Here is a 20,887-nt window from a genome sequence, read left to right on the forward strand (position 1 = left end):
TAATATGATAAATTCAATTCACAATAAATCTGTGAGGTGTGTTTATTATGGAAAGAGGATCAACACTTTTTTTAAGGGCAGCGGTTATTCTTATTGGTATCCCGGTGCTTGCCTTGTGCATATTTGTGGTGCCGGAAATAGCGAGTTTCGCAGCAGAACTGTATCCGGATTATAGTTTATTGAAATATCTCATTGCCATTGATTTGTATGCCTCGGCGATACCTTTTTACTTTGCACTGTATCAAGCTTTTAAACTGTTAGGCTATATTGACAAGAACAATGCTTTCTCGGAAATGTCTGTACAGGTTTTAAAGAAAATAAAATATTGTGCAATCATCATCAGTTGCTTGTATGTAGTTGGTATGCCACTCTTTTACCTCATGGCGGAGAAAGATGATGCCCCAGGGATTATAGTCATCGGCTTGATTATCATTTTTGCCTCCATGGTGATTGCCGTTTTTGCTGCAGTTCTACAAAAGCTTTTAAAAGAAGCTATTGATATAAAATCAGAAAATGACTTAACTGTCTGAGGTGAAAACAATGGCGATTATAATTAATATCGACGTGATGCTGGCCAAAAGAAAAATGAGTGTTACTGAGCTTTCGGAGAGAGTTGGAATAACAATGGCTAATCTTTCTATATTGAAAAATGGAAAAGCAAAAGCGGTGCGATTATCAACGTTAGAGGCAATTTGTAAGGCTTTGGAATGTCAGCCTGGAGATCTATTAGAATACAAAAATGATGAGGAAACATAAGAATGAAGTCAATAACACAATTGCTGCATTTCGGATATCATCAGGCGATGAGTTGCATATTTCCAGTTGCGATTTTTGGGACTTTAGCTCTTTCTAACATAATAGAAATGCCTTTTCTTTACCGTTATGATGCCATTCTTCTAATACTGCTTACAGTGCAGTACCTCATGTACCGTACTGGATTAGAGACGCTGGATGAAATAAAAGTAATCTGTGTGTTCCACGTTATTGGTTTATTGCTGGAAATCTATAAGGTAAAGATGGGTTCATGGGCATACCCTGAGCCAGGGTTTACGAAGGTGTTTGGTGTACCCCTCTATAGTGGATTTATGTATGCAAGTGTCGCAAGCTTTATGTGCCAGATATGGCGAAGATTGAAAATGGATATGACCGGTTGGCCGGGGCTTGCTTCAGCGGGATTGTTGGGAGGAGCCATCTATTTAAATTTTTTCACACATCATTTCATTCCTGATTTTCGTTGGTGGCTGACAGCGCTTGTGGTTGTTGTCTTCTGGAAAACATGGATCATTTATAGGGTACGGACGGTTACCTATCGAATGCCCTTGACACTGGCCTTTTTTATTGTAGGATTTTTTATCTGGTTAGCTGAAAATATCGCTACATTTTTTAATGCATGGAAATATCCTGATCAATATCAAACGTGGCAACTGGTTAGTTTCAGTAAGATCAGTTCGTGGTTCCTTCTAGTGATCATTAGCGTCATTATAGTTGCCCAGCTTAAACATGTTAAGGCTAGCCGTAATCCGATAAATTCATAATTGAGCTGAGTTCGGACAATACGGTTGATTTGACGAATAAATCATTCGTTTGTTACAATGACGGCATCAATTAGGAAAAGGATGAGGACGATGGTTCGTCGTTTGAAAAGGTTTAAGAATGTCGCTACTGCATCAAGCTTCTAAGTATAAATGAATTACATTACTTAGAAGCGAGGGAAAGAAAATGAAACAACATCAGTTCAGCCACTGGTCTGAAACTAAGTATTTAAAGGATATTGTCACCAACCCAATGATAGAGGTAGGAGAGTACTCTTACTACTCTGGTTATTACGATAATCTTGATTTTGAAGATGGGTGTGTCAGATACCTTTGGGGTGATGAACAATCAAGAAAGTTGTTTAATCCCAGTGAAGATTATGGTTGGCATTTAGATAAATTGATTATAGGAAATTATGTTTGTATTGCTAGTGGTGTAATTATTCTCATGGGTGGGAATCACAATCATCATCCTGAATGGATTACCGTGTATCCTTTTGTAGACCAGATTGCAAACTCTTACGAATCCAAAGGGGATACAAACATTGCTAGTGATGCCTGGATTGGGATGAATGCAATGGTTATGCCCGGTGTGAAAATAGGCGAAGGTGCTATTGTTGCGGCAGGATCAGTTGTTGTAAAGGATGTCCCACCGTATACGATAGTGGGCGGCAATCCTGCTAAAGTGATCAAGCAACGGTTTACAGATCAAGAAATCGAAAAGTTAAAGGAAATGCGCTGGTTCGATTGGAAACGTGAGAAAATTGAACAAGCCACTTCTATCTTTTCAAGTTCATCTATTGATCAATTATATGACTTTTACCTTAAAGAAATAAAAAAATAACAAAATCAGAACAGGCTGCCGGTATATTCTGCAGCCTGTTCTTTTATCTGACAGGGTAGTTTAACAATAATTGTTTTTTACCAGATTAATCCTAATTAGTATGTTAATATAGGAATGGACTCATTTAATAAGTTAGGAGGAAATTATATTATGGCCTTACCTTTACAAATCCGTCGAATGACACAAAACGATATTGATATTATACATACGGGGTTATCTGAGCATGACGTAAGCCAACCTCTTGATTATGTCCAACGTTGTTGGCAAGAAAATCAAAATGAAAAGCGAGTTACACTTTTAGCCTTTTGTGAAAATGAGTTTGTTGGATGGGGACATGTGGTATACAGGTCGGAATATCCTTATTTTGCAGAGAATAATATACCTGAAATTCAAAACTTTGACGTCATCCCGCCATTTAGGAAACGTGGGGTAGGAAGTGTATTAATTGAAGCTCTTGAAAAAGATGCTTTTACTATATCTAATACTATTGGTATTGGATTTGGATTATACGCTGACTATGGAACCGCACAACGGATGTATATAAAGCGTGGTTTTATCCCTGATGGGCGGGGAATCATGTACGATAATAAGCCTATTGAGCCTGGGGCACATGTTTGTGTCGACGATGATCTCTGCCTTTATCTTATAAAAACTATTGAGCAATAAAAGCAGGCTAATTAGAACTGAAACGGAGTTAGAGGATGGAACGGAATATGAAGAAAAAGGCATAGTGACACCGGTAAAGTTCCGCTCGTTATATTTTAGGATTTGGATTGGCAAAACTGTAATCATTCTAGACTTAAAACAAGGCTTGAAAATATGTAAGAAGAGTCGTAAAACGTTGAAGATTATTTTTGGTATAACAAGTCTTTAGGTTAAGTATGACAAGGTTGCCGTCTAAATGAACAAATGGAGGAGACCTGACACGAGACTTAGTGCTCTACCTGAGAATTATTAAAAACTCAAAATATAACGACAAGCGAGGTTTAAATGGATAATCCAGAGAATTTGACCCAAGCGCTGTCTAAGTTTTATGAAGAACTTGAACGATCTGATTTACCGGTTAATACTTTTATGCTATTGCGTAAGGGAGAAGTTATTACCGAGTTTTATCGTCAACCGTACCGCAAAAACGTTCCCCAGGTTTTATTTTCTCTAAGTAAGAGCTTTACATCTATTGCAGCAGGCATAGCATGGGATAACGGTTATTTTGAATTAACGGATAAAGTGGTTTCTTTTTTCCCGGATCAGCTTCCTAGCTCAATTTCACCTAATTTAGAGAAGATGACGATACATCATCTTCTTTCCATGAATACAGGACATAACAATAGTATCTATGGTGCGATAGCCAAGCAAAATGATTGGGTTCGTGCCTTTTTAGCTTTGGACGTAGAAGATGAATCGGGAAGTTATTACAATTACAATACACACGCCACTTATATGGTTTCGGCTATTATCGAAAAGACGACTGGAGAGAATCTTGTTGATTTTTTAATGCCAAGATTATTTACGCCATTGGACATAGAAAGACCGGATTGGGAGACTTGCCCGTTAGGAATTGTTGCTGGTGGAATGGGACTAAGCATACCAACAGATGCAATTGCGAAATTTGGCCAGATGCTCCTCAATCAAGGGGTTTACAATAGCCGTAGAATTGTTTCTGAAGATTATTTAAAGCTGGCGCTAAATGAACAAAGCGATAATCGCTGGGGACAAAATAAGGCTGACTGGTCAAACGGATATGGTTATCAGTTCTTTATGTGCAGGAATGGATGTAAGATGGGGAATGGAGCTTTTGGTCAATTGTGTTTCATTGATCCGAGTCAAGAGATTGTGATTGCTGCAACTTCAAGTTTTACCGAGATGAAGAAGTTACAGGATTTTTTAGATATCATATATGCAAATTTACTGAACCTTGATTGGCCAAGTGCATCTAACATTATTAAACCTCCTACCTTTAGCTCCTTAGTAGACAGGATAGTTAAAGTAGATTATAGATCGTATAGTGGAACCTATATCTTTGAAGACAATAAGCATAAAATCAAAGAATTAACATTGAAGTTTGAAGATGAGCACCTTAGTTTTTCTTTACTTTACGACGATCATTTAGATGAATTTCCGTTCGATATTTCAAGGCCTACCCATGCAAAAAGTTTATTTATTAAAGACTTATCCCTTAGTGAGCAGGAAGTTTGTACATCTGCAAGCTGGCAATATGATGATTCCAAATTAATCCTCACGGTATATTACATTGAAACCCCTTACGTAGTTGATTACACTTTGAGTTTTAGCGGTAAAAAAATTGAACTGCATATGCATAGGAATCTTTCCTTAGAGGATAGAGAAGACATAACTGTTATTGGTTGGGAGGGATGAAATGACCAAGGGTAAAGGTTGGATAGCTGTTTTATTTTTGCTGTTTTCTTTAGTTTTTGTGGGAATCACACATCAGGGTACTATGTTTGGGGATTACCTCTTCAGAACCATTGGAATTCCGCCTTGGAGCGAACCTGCGACAAACCATGGTTTACATTATTCAGCAATATTCGGGATCATTTTGTTAATTTTCAGTGGGAATTTAACTATAAAGCACTTTAGACAGCGTTATAAAAAATATGTAGGCAGAACCGTTTTGCTTGCTATCATCATCTTCATTACATTGTATCCATTTCTAACAGAACGATTGTATTATCTTGTGAATATGAACAATGATGGAATTGGAGTTGTGGATTTTCTGGAAAAAGATTCGCACTGTATGTACGGTACTCAAGAGGATATTGTGCAGGTTCAATGTACAATCAGGCTAATCAACTATGGCGGGCAAAATGAAACCGTTATGATCCGTCCAATCTTTCGAGAGTACGGTAATCCTCAAGGGATCTGGTCATTCGCAGAGGTTCAGCCGCAAGAGATTACCTTGTTACCAAGATCTAATATTAAACATAACATTCACTTTGAGAGTAAGCCTGACGCTCGGATTGCTGAATTCGGGGCGAACGGTAATACCGATTATTTTGGTGTGGAGTTCGTCAAGGATGGACAGAAAAAGGTAGTCTTTAGGGAATGAATTGATAAAAATAAATATGTGAGTTATTTGCTTTAGTATTATTACAGCTGAGTAGTAACGGAAGGGAAGGTTTCCAGTGACTCAACGCCTGATAACAAAAGTAAATCAGCGCCTCGATAGTGTGCGTGTGCTGGTTCAAGAAATGATCATGTCTATAGGTAGCGAACAACGGAAACAGGAAGCGTGTGTTCACCTGTACGGAGTGTCTAGTTTCGCTTCATTGCTTGCCATGAAAAGAGAACAAAATCAGGAATTGGCAGCCATTATAGGACTGCTTCATAATTATTATTTCTTCAAAACCGGAGTCAAGGAATTTCCAGGTCCCAACAGTGCAGATACCATAAGGCCTTTATTAAGAGACTTGAATATGTTTACCAAAGAAGAGCTGACTCAAATTCTAAAGGCGATCTTCCATCAAGGGGACAGGAATAAAGTTCAGGGTCCCTATGAAGAGATTCTAAAGGATGCTCAAGTTCTACAATCATATTTTCAGAATAGGAATTGTATCTTAATGCCTCAGGACAATACTAGACTTCGGAATGTACTTCGTGAAATGACGATTCCAGAGGATTTTTTGGAAGAGATAGATTACAGTAGCGGGGCTGAAGTTCTCCAGCCTACGGATAAACGAGGTAAGTTAGCTAATATTGCTGAAGCATTTGGAAAAGAAAACATTGTTGGAATACCAGGAAACGAACGATATCGAGAAATCTGTAAATATTGGCCTGACCAAGCGATTTATAAAGTATTACAAAACAATTGGTGCGCAGCATTTGTATATTACTGCTGTATGCTAGCTGGATTTCTGCTGCCGATTCGATATCCGAATGCTGATTTTCGATTAGCTGGCGTAGGGGCATGGTTAGAGTGGGCGCAACTACCTGAGACCGCATTTTTTTATTTTGACGGGCAAGAGGGGTTTACTCCTCAACGTGGTGATATTGTGATTTATGAAAAATTGCTAACTAATGACCCTCACGATCATACAGGTATTGTTTTAGCATGCGATGACAAGGAGATCTTAGTTGCTGAAGGAAATAGGGATAATCAGAATTATTCCAGTGTTTTCTACAGAGATCGCTGGCATTGCGTATATGGCTATATCCGTATCGCTAATGACTATGAATTTGAGTTTAATGGTGAGTATACTCCAATTAGTTGAGGGGAGTTCATTCGGATGATCACAGTTAAGAATATTATGGCTGAGTATTTATTAATGTCTAACCCTAATTTTGAATTGTTTTCAGAACAAGCTCTGGAAAAAAATACGCTGCAACAGCAAAAACATCTATATAAAACTCCGGTTTTTATCGTTACTTTTGAAGCAAAAAATGAGCCAGCTTGGGACAAAGATTCTTGAGCTTCTTCTCTTTTAAAAAGCAAACATACTTGCCTTTTAGCAATGTTAGAGTTATCATAGATTTCTAAAGTCGTTAATGGAGGTACTGAATGAAATATTCCCAAGCGACAGATTATGCACTTCATGCAATGCTCTATATGGTGACGGTGGCGTCTGATAAGCCGGTGGGTGTTCAATTGCTTGCTGAGAAGCTAGGTGTTTCCCAAACCTATCTGTCCAAAATGATGACTAAGCTAGTGAAGGCTGGATTGATTCAATCTGCACCTGGTGCTAATGGTGGTTATCGTCTCAGACGCAAGTCGGAAGAAATCTCTTTTTTGGATATTATCCATGCAATCGAAGGAACGGCTTCCTTTTTTGAATGCAGTCTAGATCACGGAAGTGAATGTCTGATTCAACAGGTTGTGATTGACGCTGAGCGACAGATGGAGCAGTACTTAGAGAACACGAAAATTGCAGATTTGGCAAAAACGATGAAGACGGAGTAAAGATCCGTTCTTTTTTCGGGGTTATTAGAGACAATATAAATCCGTAATGACTTTAATGTGGGTTTTGATACTAAAATATGAAGTTTAAAACAATGGAGGATGATTACAATGACTGAAGAGCAAAAATTAAATGCCAAGAGGGCAACCTATGAAAAAACCACTCATATTTCGATTCCCTCTTATGATTCATTATTTTCGATGATCCAATCTTATTTTCGCTTCGAATTAGGTGACATCCCTGTATCTATGCTCGTGGTCGGTGCGGGGGGAGGAAATGAATTTTCGACATGGGGGCCATCTAACCCAAACTGGACATTTACTGGAGTGGATCCTTCGGAAGATATGCTTAAGATTGCGAGATTAAAGATAGATGAACTGGGCCTAGAGAGCCGTGTCAGTCTGATTCCTGGGACAATCGATGATCTTCCTCAGCAGGACTCAAAGTTCGATGTGGCAAGTTGTATTTTGGTCCTTCATTTCATCCATGATGTTCAAGAAAAATTGAAATTGCTTCGCTCCATAAAGGATAATCTGAAACCGGGTGCTCCATTTGTTCTCGTAAGTGCATATGGAGATTTGGATGATCCTGAACTCCACGACAGAATAAACGTATGGAAAAGCTTTTGGGTTGCAGGGTATGAATCTCCCGAAGCGTTTGATAATGTAAGTAGCAATATTACAAAAATTTCTTTCCTTCCTGAAAAACAAATTGAAGAGTTATTGAAAGAATCAGGCTTCACAAGAATCACTCGATTTTATTCTACTGGAATTATGGCAGGCTGGATGTGTCACGCGGAGTGACTTGAATACTTTCGGACCCAGATGACGTTATTTGTATATATTTAGGCGTTGGAGCATGATTTCGGACTCCAGTGCTGCTATTCCTTAAATAGAGGGTGATATATGGTGATTATCATGCTCATAGCGGCTATGGAGTCCGCGAGCACCCTTAATATAGGAAAAAGTAGCGTATAAGGTCAACTGTGTCCTATAGTGCGATTCAAAAGTGTGATTAGTACTTAATTAAACCAAGTTTAAGGATTAGATCAGCGATCAGGTAGCTTCAAAAGTAGGGGGTGCCCAACAGCCATTGTATGGCTATGGACACCCCATTGTTTTTAACGAAAGTGACTAATCTATACATGAAGCTTGTAACGATTTGCTTTGCTTATCCGCTGAATGTCTGCAAGTTCCTCCGAAGTGAGTGGAGCTACATCAGCAGCCATTACATTGCTTTTTAATTGCTCCAGACTGCTCGCCCCAGGAATAATAACGGCTACAGATGGATTGGCTAGTGGATAATGAAGCGCTGTTTGTGCAAGATTGCGCGAGTCACTAGTTTCCTGCGAAAGCTGATCATGTAAATTCAGAAGTTCCTCACTACTGTAATTTAAGTAATTCTTCTCCGCCTTGCTGCGACCACGCTCTGTCAGTATGCCCCCTGCTAAAGGTCCGCGTGCGATCATGCTAATTCCATGCTTAGCTAGCAGAGGAAGGATTTCTTCCTCAGGACGTCGATCTAAAATGCTATATTGGCTCATAACACTTACAATATTTGATTTTTTCACATATTCTCTAATTACATTAGGACGAATAGAAGAGATCCCATAATAGCGGATAAGACCCTCTTGCTTAAGTTCTTCAAAAGCTTCAATCGTTTCGTCAATTGGATCTTCAATAGTGCCGCCATGCAGCTGGTATAGATCGATGTAATCGGTTTGCAGCCGTTTGAGACTATCTTTGACTGCATTTTTAATATAGGCTTTTGAAGGATCCCAGCTCCAGCCATCTTGGCCGGGAATTCTGCGATTGCCAACTTTTGTGGTCAGGATTACATCCTGTCGACGTTGACGAATGGCTTGGCCAATAATCTCTTCATTACGGCCCTCATCATAAAGATCTGCTGTATCAACAAAATTGATTCCTTGATCGAGTGCTTCATGAACAATGGAAATGGCTTTCGCCTCATCCGTACCCAAAGACATACAGCCAAGTCCTATTTCACTTACATACAAATCGGATTGTCCTAAACGATTTTTTCTCATAGCGCATTCCTTTCTACTTCTGTTGTTGTTATATTATAACGTTTTGGAGAATTGAATTCTAATGGTGCTTCGGACTTCCATTGACTTTATGATCTTTTGGCTTTATCGTCATAGCATATATTATTTATTAGATGAAGATAGATAGGGAGAGATTGGATCATATGGAACAAGCGATGTTTGCAGGCGGATGTTTTTGGTGCATGGTGACACCGTTTGAGGAATTACCAGGCATTCATGGAATTGTATCGGGATATGCGGGAGGGTTAACTGAGAATCCAACCTACGAAGAAGTCAAAACCGGAACAACGGGGCATTACGAGGTTGTGCAGATTACGTTTGATCCAGCGCTTTTTTCATACGAGAAGCTGCTTGAATTATATTGGCCTCAGATTGACCCTACCGATGATGGTGGGCAATTCCAGGATCGAGGAACTCAGTACCGGACAGCGATCTTCTATTATAATGAAGAACAGCGTTTAGCAGCTCTTGCCTCGAAGGAACAGGTTGCGGTCAGTGGCAGATTCTCCGGTCCAGTCGTTACGGAAATTCTTCCGGCGCCAACTTTTTATCGTGCAGAAGAGTATCATCAGGATTATCATCATAAGAATCCCAAGCACTACAAAGAAGATCGGGAGCAATCCGGTCGGGATACTTTTATCGCTAAACACTGGTAAGTGTTGAAAAAACTTTAAACCAAGAGCATCCTGAGTCATTCATGGCTTACGGGATGCTCTTTTTGCATTATATACAAATTTTATTTATTTTAAATTCTACATACTTTCCACACATTTGTAGACTAAACTACTCTAAATCAAGCGAGAACATCACACAGGAGGGTTTAGGATGAAAAAAATCATACCATTTGTTGCCGTTAGTTTGCTTTTGAGTACAGTGTTAACAAGCTGCCAATCAGGCAATAATGTTCCATCTAAGGTTAATTCGCAAGCTAGTTCTGCAACGGTGGAGCAACCATGGATAGCTACGAAGAATACTACTCGTATTAACACTTCAGATCCGATTCAAGCCGCAGTGTTAGTTTCTCAGACTTTATGGACTGCGCAAACAAAGAATAATAGACCTTCAAGTGTAGTTTTGACGGATGTGAGTAATTGGCAGATCGCCGCAGTTAGTGCAGATTTGATTCATCATCCCAGTAATGGGCCTGTACTGTATACCACAAAAGAAGGGGTTCCTGAGGTTACTCTCGCTGAACTTAAGCGACTGAATCCAATAGGTGCTGAAGGCAATAAAGGGGTTCAGGTAGTGCTTGTTGGGCCTATGGCATCCAATGTCGAACAACAATTTAAGGCCATTGATTTAAAAGTAGACCGGATAGAAGGGGATGAGCCAGCGGCAGTAGCTCAGGCTATAGATACTTATTACGCCAAAGTAGCGGATGAACTTCCAAAGTCGGTCATTATTGGTTCTATGGATAGCCCTGAGTACACGTTGCCAGCAGTGAATTGGATCGCACATATGCCTGAACCTCTTCTCTTTGTAACCAAAGACGAAATTCCTAACTCAACGGTCGAGGCTTTAAAAGAACGTGGAGGTAGCGCAACCATTTACATCCTAGGACCAGAAGACATTGTCTCAGCAGATGTAGAAAAGCAATTAAAAGAATACGGAACAGTTCTCCGTATAGCTGGAGAAGATGTTTTTAAGAACGCTATAGCTTTTGCAAGTTTTAAGGATGCCAATAACGGATTCGGCTGGGGAATCAATGCACCCGGTCATAACCTGTCTTTGTTAACCACGGATTCAACGATGCTCGCTATCGCCGCTGCGCCTTTTTCTCATTTGGGGAAACATGCGCCGCTTATTTTTACGGAAAAAGACGGGCTGCCAGATTCAGTAATGGAGTATATGATGGAGCTTCAACCTAAATTTCAAGATTCACCAGCAGAAGGTCCTTACAATCATGCTTGGATAAGTGGGGATAACCTTACAATAAATGAGCGAGCACAAAGTGAAATCGATGACATGCTAGAAATCTCACCTGCTGCAGGAGGCAATCCGCATTCCGGTCACTAACCATCATCAGAGGCTGGCATCATTTAGGGATGATGTCGGCTTGTTCTGTGTTTTTTTTGTATAATGAGAAGAACTAGGTCATAAAGAGGGTGAACGGCTTGAATAAGCTACAGATACTGATCGTAGATGATGAATGGAACATGCGGAATTTATTGCGGATTTATTTAAGTAAAGAAGGGATGTCTACAAAAGAGGCGTCAACGGGTCATGAGGCACTCCAACTGTTGAAACAACACAGCTTTGACCTAATCTTGCTGGATGTGATGATGCCGGATATGGATGGCTGGCAGGTCTGCAAGCTGGTGAGGGAGTCAAGCTCTATCCCAATTCTAATGCTAACCGCACGTTCTGAAACCAAGGATAAGGTACGTGGTCTCGGTATAGGCGCAGATGATTATCTTACTAAACCGTTTGAGCCGGAAGAATTAGTGGCTAGGATTTATTCTCTGCTGCGGCGTTCAACACTTACTTTTGTTCAACAACCTCAGGAAAAGGTGCTCACATACCCTGATTTTAAAATATACCCAGAAGCTAGGGAGGTACATATTCAGGATACATCCATTGAATTCACGCTCAAGGAGTTTGATCTACTGGCCACTTTGGCGCAAAACACTACCCGGGTTTTTACGAGAGAAGAACTGGTGGAGCGATTATGGGGGAATAATTATGAGGGGGAGAATCGTGTTATTGACACTCATATTAAGAATATCCGCGAGAAACTACATAAAGCAGGCCTAGCCTATAATCCGGTTCAGACGGTGTGGGGATTAGGTTATAAATTTCATGCTCCCGGTAATCAGGTATGAAAAATAACATCATCGGACTTAAGCTCGGTTTTGTTATTATGTCTGTTTTTGTGGTTGTTTTGCTTGTTCTTGGAATTACTATAGAGCGGATGTTTACAAGCTTCTATTACAACGAGATGCAAAAAGAGACGGAGGAACTCACCTCACATTTTATTGGAATGGCGGAATCGCAGGATAGTTCAAACGAGCAGATGATGAGTACCTTTGCAGAATTTTCGGATGTCAGTATCTTTAATATCTCAAAGGATGGCAATGTGATACTCCACTCGGGTGTACATGATCGTTTGGATCGTTCATTCATCCATGCTTCGGATGTTAGTAGGATTTTCGCTGGGAAAAGTGTTGATTTTGAGTATAAAGATCCTGCTGGATATTCTTATTTTATCATTGGAAAACCAATAATGGAGGGGGATACAACTCAGTCTGCACTTTATGTAATGTCCTCTACAGAGAGTATGAAGCAATCTTTGGCTTCCATCCGGAACCTCCTGCTGATTGCAGGAATGGGGGCTTTTATATTGGCTTTAGGGATCACTGGTGTGATCGCCATGATTTTGTCTAGACCTCTGATCAAGATGCAAAAGGCAACCCGGAAAATCGCGGCTGGCGAGCTGGAAACGAGACTTTCTATACGTAGTACCGATGAGATTGGTTTTTTGGCTGCGGCCATAAATGATCTGGCTGTCGATCTACAACGATACAGGGATACAAGGCAGGAATTTCTGGCAAATATCTCACATGAGCTGAGAACGCCCATTACATATTTGGAGGGGTACACCAAGGTTATAAAAGATGGGCTTTACGAGACCGAGGGGGAAAGGGATCTATACTTGGATATCATTCATCAGGAAGCACATCGGCTCCAGCATCTGGTGGATGATTTATTTGAACTGGCAAAGATGGAGGAAGGAAAGGTTACACTTACCCAAGAGTGGATCGATCTCAGTCAGCTAACGGAACAAGCCGTGCGCAGAGTTGAACTGAAAGCAAAAGAGAAGGGGTTACAGCTGAAGCTTCAGCTTAGCGGAGATGCGTATATGATCCGTGGAGATCAAAAACGTATGGAACAGATTATAATGAACCTTCTGGAAAATGCAATTCGTTATACGGATGAAGGCGAGATTATTGTTCATGTGGAATTTACAGCGGATGCTGCAACTCTAATAGTTGAAGATACAGGAATAGGTATTCCTGAGGAAGAGCTTCCCTATATCTTCGAACGTTTCTACCGGGTAGAGAAATCACGTTCAAGACAATACGGAGGTTCAGGTCTGGGACTTTCCATTGTTAAAAAGCTGGTGGAATTGCATGGAGGCAAGATTCGAATGATGAGTCAGCCTGGAGCGGGTATTCGTTGCGAGGTGCAACTATTGAATTTATCTAAATCCGAATAAATGTAAGTAAAAAGAGACTTCCGATACAAAATGAGGTCTCTTTTTTGCTTGTTTATAATGTTATTGATTCGACTCAAGCTCTTCAAGTGCCCATTCGCAGAATTGTATAGAGCTCTCCATATCAAGCACACGTTTGCGGATCAGTAAATAACGTCCAAAAGTGGTGGCTTTTAACTCACGAGTCTCACCGCGTTCATCACGCAAGACTTCGTTTGCTTTGAGCAAAACCTTGTATCGCTCCAGCTCACTTTTACAAAACTCTGCACGTTTTAGCAATAGGTCCTTGGCTTCTTCCGGGTTGGATAGCCATAAGCTATACAGCTTAAAATGCAGCTCATCCCGTAGCACCGGAGGCTCTGCAGTAGTTTCCACCCATTGCCGCAATTGCTCCAGTCCTGCTTTCGTAATGGAGTATTCTTTTTTATCCGGTTTATCGGTCTGTTCAATGAGCTTAAAGGTGATATAACCTTGCTGCTCCATGCTCATTAATAGAGGGTAGATTTGACTATGTCCAGCACGCCAGAGCGGCTTGATATTCTGAGTTAATTCATATCCAGACAATGAGTTAGCGCTAAGTAAAGCTAGAAGTCCATAAGACAGTGTATTCATTACTATAAAGCCCTCCAGTTATTATAAATCCGTTTTCATTGAATTTTTCGGGGATATGTCATCATTGACATATTGATCATACGATTATAACATTATTCAAGTCACCTTATATATGTAAAAGTAGACATATAAAAAAAATGAGGAGGGGAAGCATGGAAGAAAATCAAGCAAGCAAAATACATTTTTGGCCGATCATGATTGCCATATTCTTCGGAAATTTCGTCTCTGTCTTAAGTACAACGACGATCAACATTGCTGTTCCTCTTTTAATGGATCATTTCAATACGAGTCTGAACACCATGCAATGGATGGTCACCGGTTTTATGCTGGCGACAGGAGTAACCGCACCACTCGCCGGATATCTCGGAGGAAGATTCAGCTACAAAAGGCTTTATCTTTTCGCCTTGATGGGATTCACCATGTTCTCTTTGCTTTGTGCTTTAGCATGGGATCCAACATCATTAATTGTATTTCGGATGCTACAGGGTTCGTGTAGCGGTCTCATCATGGCTTGTACAATGACCATCATATTTCAAGTAATACCGGGAGAACGCAGACCTTTTGCAGTAAGCCTCTGGTCGTTATCCGCGATGGTCGCGCCAGCCATAGGACCAACGTTTAGCGGGTGGCTGCTCCAATATGCCAGCTGGCATTGGTTATTCTTAATTAACATCCCTATTGGAATCATAGCTGTTATTCTAACCCTAACGTTAATTCCATATTATCGAATGAATATTCCGAAGTCATTTGATATTCCTGGTTTCCTTACCGTTGTCCTCGGTAGTTTATCATTATTAACTGCATTTAGCCAAGGCAATAGCTGGGGATGGACTTCGTGGAAAACCTTATCGTTAATCCTTTTGGGAGTTGTATTGTTAGTTTTGTTTGTTTTGCGCGAGCTGAAGGCGGAGGTACCTCTGCTGAATTTGCGTGTATTCCGTAATCGCCGTTTTACCGCCATGCTTAGTATCTATAGTTTAGTTACGATTGCGATGTATGCCGGAACCTATTTAACCCCTTTGTTCTTACAAACGGTAGAAGGGGCTACAACGCTTAAAACAGGGCTGATTTTATTGCCGTCCTCGATCCTCCTTGCCTTACTGAGTCCAATCGTAGGTAAGCTGTATCCAAAGTTCGGACCTGTGAAGTTGATTTCTGCGGGAATTTTATTTATATTCATCGGTTTATTCATGCTTAGTCGGCTGCAAACGAACATATCTTATAGCTTTATTATGTGGGCGATGGTCGTTCGTAATCTCGGCATTGGACTAGCCAATGTTCCAAGCAGTACAGCCTCAATGGAGGAAATTCCTGTCGAATGGTCTGGGCATGCTACGTCGATCAACAACTGGGTTCGCAATGTGTTAAGCTCACTTGGGATTGCAGTATTCACCTCACTGCTGTCGAGTAGATCCTTACTCCACTCTAAAGAGTTGATCAGCTCCGGTGCAAGTAATACAGATTCGATACGTTTGCTATCGTTCACGATGGGTGTGAATGATGTTTTTGTGGTAGGTTCCATTATTGTGTTGTTTGGATTTCCACTGATGTTTTTATTACGCAAGAAGCGTACTGTGGTAACTGTACAAAACGCAGGATAACCGGTACGATCCAAAAAGCAGATCGAGGTTTTATCCTTGATCTGCTTTTTGTCTTAGATTACGTTTTGTTAATAAACTTTAATGCATCATATCGCCCATTCCACCCATACTCCCTACAATTTCCGGATTAATCATCCCGAATATCATCGCGATATGCGCCACGACCAAGAATCCACTAATAAGCAGAAAATGCAGCTTCATCTTGTGCTCTTCCGATCGTTTACGGGCAATCAGACCAAGATCTAACAAAGCCAGTGGCAATAAGAAGAGTACTCCGCTTAAATAGAAGCCCACGGCTACGATATCAACCCATGTGTGCCATTCCCCATTCACAGACAAAGGAATAAACGCAGTTGGGAACAAGTAGAGGAATACACCTGTGAAATATATCCCTGCGAGTATGCTGCAGACTTTGTTGAAGGATCGTAGTGGGCCTGTTAGATTCTTGGTGAACAAAATAATAAACTCTGTAATGGTAATCGTCTCAGCAAAAATCACGGGGATGGCCATGAATATAATCAAATTCCAAGGCTGGTTGTCCGCTAGCAAAGACATGTAATGCGTCATGTTCATAAGATACTCCTCCGATAATATGTAATAGCTTCAGTTACTTATCGTATTCGAGAAGTATGTGGAAAGTATGTGGAAACGAAGGTATGATAAATATATGCAATAATAACAGTCGAGGGGAGCAAGACAACCGTGGGAAGAGGATTACAAAACATTTTATTTGATTTAGATGGTACTTTAACAGACCCCAAAGAAGGCATCACCAAAAGCGTAGAATACGCTTTGAACAAATTTGATATACAGATCGAGCATTTGGATGAGCTTCTTCCTTACATAGGTCCTCCGTTATATGATTCATTTATCGAGCTGCACCATTTCACTGAGGAACAAGCGCTTCAAGCGGTTGCTTTTTACCGGGAGCGTTACAGTGCCACGGGATTATTTGAGAATAAGGTGATTGAAGGTATACCCCAATTGCTGGAGGGACTTAAGACGAATGGATACTCATTGTATGTAGCAACCTCCAAACCGACTGTTTTTGCAGCACAGATTCTTGAGCATTATAAGCTCGATCATTATTTCAAACATATCGGAGGAAGTAATCTGGACGGTACCCGTTCTAAGAAGCAAGAGGTTATTCAGTACGTGCTTGATGAGAATGACATACATCCAGAGGAAGCGGTAATGATAGGAGATCGTAAGCATGATATCATCGGTGCTATTGGCTGTAGTGTTGCATCCATTGGAGTGACTTTTGGTTATGGTTCCAAGGAAGAGCTTGAACAAGCCGGAGCAGACCATATCGCCTTTCGTGTGGAAGAAATTGCAGATATCATTCAGCATATTTCATTGAGAGAACGGTGTACCAAATGAGTGTTATGAATACTCAAATACTTGACGGGAAATCGATTAAGCTGGTTCCAATAGATGAAAGTCATGCAGAAGGATTGGCGAGAGTGTTAAGAAATCCAGACATCTGGGAATTTACCTGGCGAAAAATAACGTCGGACGAGCAGGTGCAAGGATTAATCTCAACAGCTTTAGCGAATCAAAAGAACGGTTCACAAATTACCTTTACTATCATTGATAAAGCAACGGAGCGAATTATCGGAACCACTCGTATTATGCATCCGGATTTGGTTCATCGTAACGCTGAAATTGGATGTACCTGGATCTCACCAGACTATTGGAGAACTAGTGTGAACACAGAAGGCAAGTCGCTGCTGCTACACTATTGTTTTGAAGAACTAAAGCTGATCCGCGTAGAATTTACAGTGGTCGCGAACAACTTGAGGTCACAAAGAGCAGTAGAACGAATAGGGGCGGTTAAAGAAGGGGTTCTGCGTAAGCATAGAATCAAGTCTGACGGATCGATTCATGATAATGTGGTCTTTAGCATATTGGATACCGAATGGCCTGCTGTAAAAGAGAATCTGCATTATTTGATAAATGATAAATACGCATAAGTATAGATGAATCAGAGTGGCGACGGAAGCAATTTGTTAAAGCAGAGTGAGTGTTTAATTGTATTTTGTACAACTATAATTCCTTAATTGGTCGGGGTATAGATATAACTGTATTTAGTACATCTATATTCCTCATTTAATTCCTTATAGGTGGATTTTCAGGGTTTTAATTGTACAGAATACAATTAAAACAAGAATAGTTACTTTTGCATACGGAATAAGTGTACAGAATGCAGTTATTTCACATTTACCCTATATCACTCTCCATTATCTCATTCGAATCCTTTAATTTCGGTACCAGAAGTGTATACCAAGAGGGAATGCACCGGAAGCTACGTTCTGTCTGAAAGGATTTCTTCAAGGCATCAGACTTGCAACTCCTGCTTAGTGAGGATGAATATACTTGGTGGATCAGCGGATGATTAAGCGAGTTAAGCCAGAGCGTATAAGGATTTGCCCATAAATTTGCTTAAACACCCCCCACAGATCAAAAACACCAGGCAGTGATACTCCAATCCCGGAGAATCGCTGCCTGGTTTTTTTTAATAACAGAGACCGCTACAAATTCTAGAAAGAGCTGCTTGGAGCAGCGCCTTCTTTTATGATTCAGCCAATAGGCTGCTTATGGTTATTGTTTAGGACTTACAAGGATTTTCACTTGATTTTTTTCTTTCAAAAGAGCCTCAAACCCGTGATCAATCACTTCATTCAGTTTAATTCTCTTAGTAACAAGTTTTTCAGCAGGGAAGTACCCTTGTTCCATCAAGCTAATTACAGCTGGGAAAACATCACGGTAACCAATGATACCAGTTAAGTTGCGTTCTTTAAGTACGATATTGTTTGGAGTAATCGTAGCATCTTTTTCGAAAATACTAACGATCATGATTTGTCCACTCAATTTAGTGGAATTAATGGCTTGGGTTAGAACGGGAGGTACACCTGTCACTTCAAACGCAACATCTACGCCACCATCGGTACGTTTTTGAATTTCTTCGACCACATCATATTGTTTAGGATCGATTACAATACCACCAAGCTCTTCAGCTTTACTCTTACGTTCCTCGGAAAGTTCTACTACATAGATTTCAGCTGCGCCGGATGCTTTCAAAGCTTCAATGACCAGCAAACCGATTGGGCCAGCACCGAATACTACAGCTTTATCTCCAACCTTCAGTTGACTGGAACGAACAGCGTGTAGAGCAACGGCAGAAGGTTCCACGAGAGCACCTTGTTCATAGGATAAGCTGTCTGGAATTTTGTGCACCATATGTTGGTCTGCTGCGACGTATTCTGAGAATCCACCGCCACCACCAGCCAAACCTAGGAAGCCCATTTTTTCACAAAGATTATATTTACCTTGTCGACAAGCCACACATTCACCACATGCAAAAACAGGCTCTACGACGACGCGATCACCAACATTAAACTTGCTAACGCCTTGACCTACTTCTACGATTTGTCCAGAGAATTCATGTCCCATTACGACTGGAGCTTTTTCACCAGTAAGGGGATGATCTGTTCCTTGGGGAATGAAAATAGGACCGGCTACATATTCGTGAAGATCGCTGCCACAAATTCCGCACCATTCGATTTTGATTTTCACTTTTCCTTCAAGGGCTGCTGGTTCTTCAATCTTTTCTAACCGTAGATCTTTGACGTTATGCCATCTTAATGCTTGCATATCATTCATCTCCTAGATTAATAATTAAATAATAAATAGTATTTTATTTCTGGAAAAGAGGAAACGTTTCCGAGAACAAATATGTCACATAATTTTCATATTGTCAAATTTAAATATTGAAAATATTAATATTGAAAATTAGTGAAATTTTTCACTAAAATAGAGTTATATCAAGCCTTTAGGCTCACAGTGGCAGCTGAGATAAGTATTCTTCTATGTACTATTATGTTATAATCTATACATTGGAATTTTGATTTTAGATGAGTGGAATAGAGATAAATACGAAAACGATTCCGGAAATAAGGGGACTATCAGAGTGGCTAATAAAAACAAAGTAACCATAGAGGATGTAGCGAAACGGGCGGGGGTAGGTATTGCTACTGTCTCAAGAGCCATTAATAATTCAGAGGGAATTAGTTCCAAGACCAAGGCGCTGGTACTGCAAGTGATTGAGGAGATGGGTTTCACTCCAAATACCTCTGCGCAAAGCCTCAAAATCCGCCAAACGAAGCAAATTGCTCTGGCCGTTCCTGACATTCGCAACGCAATTATTCCGGATATCGCCTGGTCCGTAGAGCAAGCCGCCAAACAACATAGCTATCGGGTAATTCAAATTAATACTTCTGGCAACCCGCGCACTGAGCTCGAAACGATTCGTGAGGTCAAAAAATTACATGTAGATGGACTCATTATCATGCCTCTTGCTTATCCAAAGACCATGGTAGAGTTAATTAATAAATCGAGTGTTCCGGTCTCCATCATTAACTACGGGAAAAGAATCACAGAAAATGTGAAAGCTGACGTCGTTAGTTTGTCACGTTTTGAAGGACAATTAGTGATGGAGCATTTAATTAATATCGGTCGTTCTAGAATTGCATATGCAGGGGCACAAAAAGATCTTATTGAAGATCGTTATCTTGCTTATCAGCAAGCTTTAAATCAAGTGGATATTTCGCTTGTTTATTTTGGCGAAGACTTTTCCTTGCAAACTGGACTACAAGCCGCTGACTATTTCTACAGCCTGACGCATATGCCAGACGCTATTTATGCAGTGAATGACATGGTGGCCATAGGTATTGTGAATCGGTTTAAAGAATTAGGCGTACGTGTTCCTGAAGATGTGGCGGTGGTTGGGGTAGATAATAACGCATGGACAACTATCACAACGCCTCAGATTAGTTCAGTTTCCATCATGGGGAATGAAGTGGCACGATTAGCCACACAGCTTCTTTTGCAACGTATTCAGGATAATATTACCGGGGAGTATCAAAGGGTGCAGCTTGATCCGCGATTAATCGTGCGAGAGTCAAGTGTTTCGGTTAGACGTAGTACGAATTAAAGGCCTCAAGTTTGCGACTACTAAGAATGAATAGGTTGTAAATCCTTTAAATCCTGCTAGACTTAATACAGAGTAATTTGATTGGAAATTAAGAAATGAGGTGCGGATCAT

At 40.5% G+C, this 20,887-nt stretch carries 24 protein-coding genes; 20 read left to right on the plus strand and 4 right to left on the minus strand.

Annotation, left to right across the window (positions count from 1 at the left end; all coding sequences use genetic code 11):
* Positions 1-47 precede the first annotated feature (47 nt).
* From MKY54_RS14620 to MKY54_RS14675, 12 genes are all read left to right on the plus strand, one after another.
* Entirely contained in the window at positions 48-530 is a 483-nt protein-coding gene (locus MKY54_RS14620; RefSeq protein WP_038570783.1) for a DUF2975 domain-containing protein, read from the plus strand.
* A gap of 10 nt (positions 531-540) precedes the next feature.
* Positions 541-756, plus strand: a complete 216-nt coding sequence (locus tag MKY54_RS14625) for a helix-turn-helix transcriptional regulator (RefSeq protein ID WP_076129351.1) — start codon at positions 541-543, stop codon at positions 754-756.
* A 2-nt stretch (positions 757-758) separates the two neighbouring features.
* Positions 759-1,535 (plus strand): DUF817 domain-containing protein, encoded by a 777-nt coding sequence (locus tag MKY54_RS14630; protein ID WP_076135041.1) that lies wholly within the window; start codon positions 759-761, stop codon positions 1,533-1,535.
* 184 nt (positions 1,536-1,719) lie between these two features.
* A complete protein-coding gene (locus tag MKY54_RS14635) occupies positions 1,720-2,376 on the plus strand; it encodes a CatB-related O-acetyltransferase (protein WP_339190924.1) in 657 nt (218 codons plus the stop codon).
* Positions 2,377-2,526: 150 nt separating this feature from the next.
* Positions 2,527-3,042: a GNAT family N-acetyltransferase gene (locus tag MKY54_RS14640; RefSeq protein ID WP_076302000.1), complete on the plus strand. Its 516-nt coding sequence runs from the start codon at positions 2,527-2,529 to the stop codon at positions 3,040-3,042.
* On the plus strand, positions 3,032-3,250 hold the full coding sequence (locus MKY54_RS14645; protein WP_076185892.1) for a DUF3977 family protein: 219 nt from the start codon (positions 3,032-3,034) through the stop codon (positions 3,248-3,250). The genes MKY54_RS14640 and MKY54_RS14645 overlap by 11 nt, the downstream gene beginning before the upstream one ends.
* 116 nt (positions 3,251-3,366) lie before the next feature.
* On the plus strand, positions 3,367-4,752 hold the full coding sequence (locus MKY54_RS14650) for a serine hydrolase (protein WP_339190926.1): 1,386 nt from the start codon (positions 3,367-3,369) through the stop codon (positions 4,750-4,752).
* A gap of 1 nt (position 4,753) precedes the next feature.
* Positions 4,754-5,443: a hypothetical protein gene (locus tag MKY54_RS14655; protein WP_339190928.1), complete on the plus strand. Its 690-nt coding sequence runs from the start codon at positions 4,754-4,756 to the stop codon at positions 5,441-5,443.
* 76 nt (positions 5,444-5,519) lie between these two features.
* Positions 5,520-6,605 (plus strand): CHAP domain-containing protein, encoded by a 1,086-nt coding sequence (locus MKY54_RS14660; protein ID WP_339190930.1) that lies wholly within the window; start codon positions 5,520-5,522, stop codon positions 6,603-6,605.
* A gap of 15 nt (positions 6,606-6,620) precedes the next feature.
* Positions 6,621-6,803: a hypothetical protein gene (locus MKY54_RS14665; protein ID WP_076194255.1), complete on the plus strand. Its 183-nt coding sequence runs from the start codon at positions 6,621-6,623 to the stop codon at positions 6,801-6,803.
* A gap of 89 nt (positions 6,804-6,892) precedes the next feature.
* Positions 6,893-7,291 carry an Rrf2 family transcriptional regulator gene (locus MKY54_RS14670; protein WP_036678138.1) on the plus strand — a complete coding sequence of 133 codons (399 nt, stop codon included), beginning with the start codon at positions 6,893-6,895 and terminating at the stop codon, positions 7,289-7,291.
* Positions 7,292-7,399: 108 nt separating this feature from the next.
* Positions 7,400-8,092: a class I SAM-dependent methyltransferase gene (locus tag MKY54_RS14675; protein ID WP_076309377.1), complete on the plus strand. Its 693-nt coding sequence runs from the start codon at positions 7,400-7,402 to the stop codon at positions 8,090-8,092.
* 335 nt (positions 8,093-8,427) lie between these two features.
* Here MKY54_RS14675 and MKY54_RS14680 read toward each other — a convergent pair whose 3' ends face one another.
* Entirely contained in the window at positions 8,428-9,336 is a 909-nt protein-coding gene (locus tag MKY54_RS14680; protein WP_076308550.1) for an aldo/keto reductase, read from the minus strand.
* A gap of 161 nt (positions 9,337-9,497) precedes the next feature.
* On the opposite strand from MKY54_RS14680, the gene msrA reads away from it, so the two are divergent.
* The 4 genes from msrA to MKY54_RS14700 all read left to right on the plus strand — a co-directional run bounded on the left by msrA (position 9,498) and on the right by MKY54_RS14700 (position 13,570).
* Positions 9,498-10,010, plus strand: a complete 513-nt coding sequence (gene msrA / locus MKY54_RS14685) for a peptide-methionine (S)-S-oxide reductase MsrA (RefSeq protein WP_076185882.1) — start codon at positions 9,498-9,500, stop codon at positions 10,008-10,010.
* Positions 10,011-10,179: 169 nt separating this feature from the next.
* Positions 10,180-11,370, plus strand: a complete 1,191-nt coding sequence (locus MKY54_RS14690) for a cell wall-binding repeat-containing protein (protein WP_339190932.1) — start codon at positions 10,180-10,182, stop codon at positions 11,368-11,370.
* A gap of 98 nt (positions 11,371-11,468) precedes the next feature.
* Entirely contained in the window at positions 11,469-12,176 is a 708-nt protein-coding gene (locus MKY54_RS14695; RefSeq protein ID WP_175620041.1) for a response regulator transcription factor, read from the plus strand.
* Complete coding sequence (locus MKY54_RS14700; RefSeq protein ID WP_076308548.1) at positions 12,173-13,570, plus strand: HAMP domain-containing sensor histidine kinase; 1,398 nt, start codon at positions 12,173-12,175, stop codon at positions 13,568-13,570. Before MKY54_RS14695 ends, MKY54_RS14700 begins: the two co-directional genes overlap by 4 nt.
* A 60-nt stretch (positions 13,571-13,630) precedes the next feature.
* Here MKY54_RS14700 and MKY54_RS14705 read toward each other — a convergent pair whose 3' ends face one another.
* On the minus strand, positions 13,631-14,179 hold the full coding sequence (locus MKY54_RS14705; protein WP_076308547.1) for a PadR family transcriptional regulator: 549 nt from the start codon (positions 14,177-14,179) through the stop codon (positions 13,631-13,633).
* Positions 14,180-14,331: 152 nt separating this feature from the next.
* Between MKY54_RS14705 and MKY54_RS14710 the strand changes: the two genes are divergently transcribed.
* Entirely contained in the window at positions 14,332-15,780 is a 1,449-nt protein-coding gene (locus MKY54_RS14710; RefSeq protein ID WP_076302010.1) for an MDR family MFS transporter, read from the plus strand.
* Positions 15,781-15,858: 78 nt separating this feature from the next.
* Here the strand turns inward: MKY54_RS14710 and MKY54_RS14715 are convergent, their stop codons facing one another.
* Positions 15,859-16,353, minus strand: a complete 495-nt coding sequence (locus tag MKY54_RS14715; protein WP_076129365.1) for a DUF6803 family protein — start codon at positions 16,351-16,353, stop codon at positions 15,859-15,861.
* A gap of 129 nt (positions 16,354-16,482) precedes the next feature.
* Here MKY54_RS14715 and MKY54_RS14720 point away from each other — a divergent pair, with 129 nt between their 5' ends.
* Positions 16,483-17,163, plus strand: coding sequence for an HAD family hydrolase (locus MKY54_RS14720; RefSeq protein WP_076308546.1), 681 nt, complete (start codon positions 16,483-16,485; stop codon positions 17,161-17,163).
* A 5-nt stretch (positions 17,164-17,168) separates the two neighbouring features.
* On the plus strand, positions 17,169-17,756 hold the full coding sequence (locus MKY54_RS14725; RefSeq protein WP_256716089.1) for a GNAT family N-acetyltransferase: 588 nt from the start codon (positions 17,169-17,171) through the stop codon (positions 17,754-17,756).
* 628 nt (positions 17,757-18,384) lie between these two features.
* On the opposite strand, the gene MKY54_RS14730 is transcribed toward MKY54_RS14725, so the two are convergent.
* Positions 18,385-19,437, minus strand: a complete 1,053-nt coding sequence (locus MKY54_RS14730; RefSeq protein WP_076308544.1) for a 2,3-butanediol dehydrogenase — start codon at positions 19,435-19,437, stop codon at positions 18,385-18,387.
* A gap of 316 nt (positions 19,438-19,753) precedes the next feature.
* On the opposite strand from MKY54_RS14730, the gene MKY54_RS14735 reads away from it, so the two are divergent.
* A complete protein-coding gene (locus MKY54_RS14735) occupies positions 19,754-20,776 on the plus strand; it encodes a LacI family DNA-binding transcriptional regulator (RefSeq protein ID WP_076185862.1) in 1,023 nt (340 codons plus the stop codon).
* Positions 20,777-20,887 lie beyond the last annotated feature (111 nt).

The organism is Paenibacillus sp. FSL P2-0121 (assembly GCF_037975345.1).
Lineage (GTDB): Bacteria > Bacillota > Bacilli > Paenibacillales > Paenibacillaceae > Paenibacillus_AQ > Paenibacillus_AQ odorifer.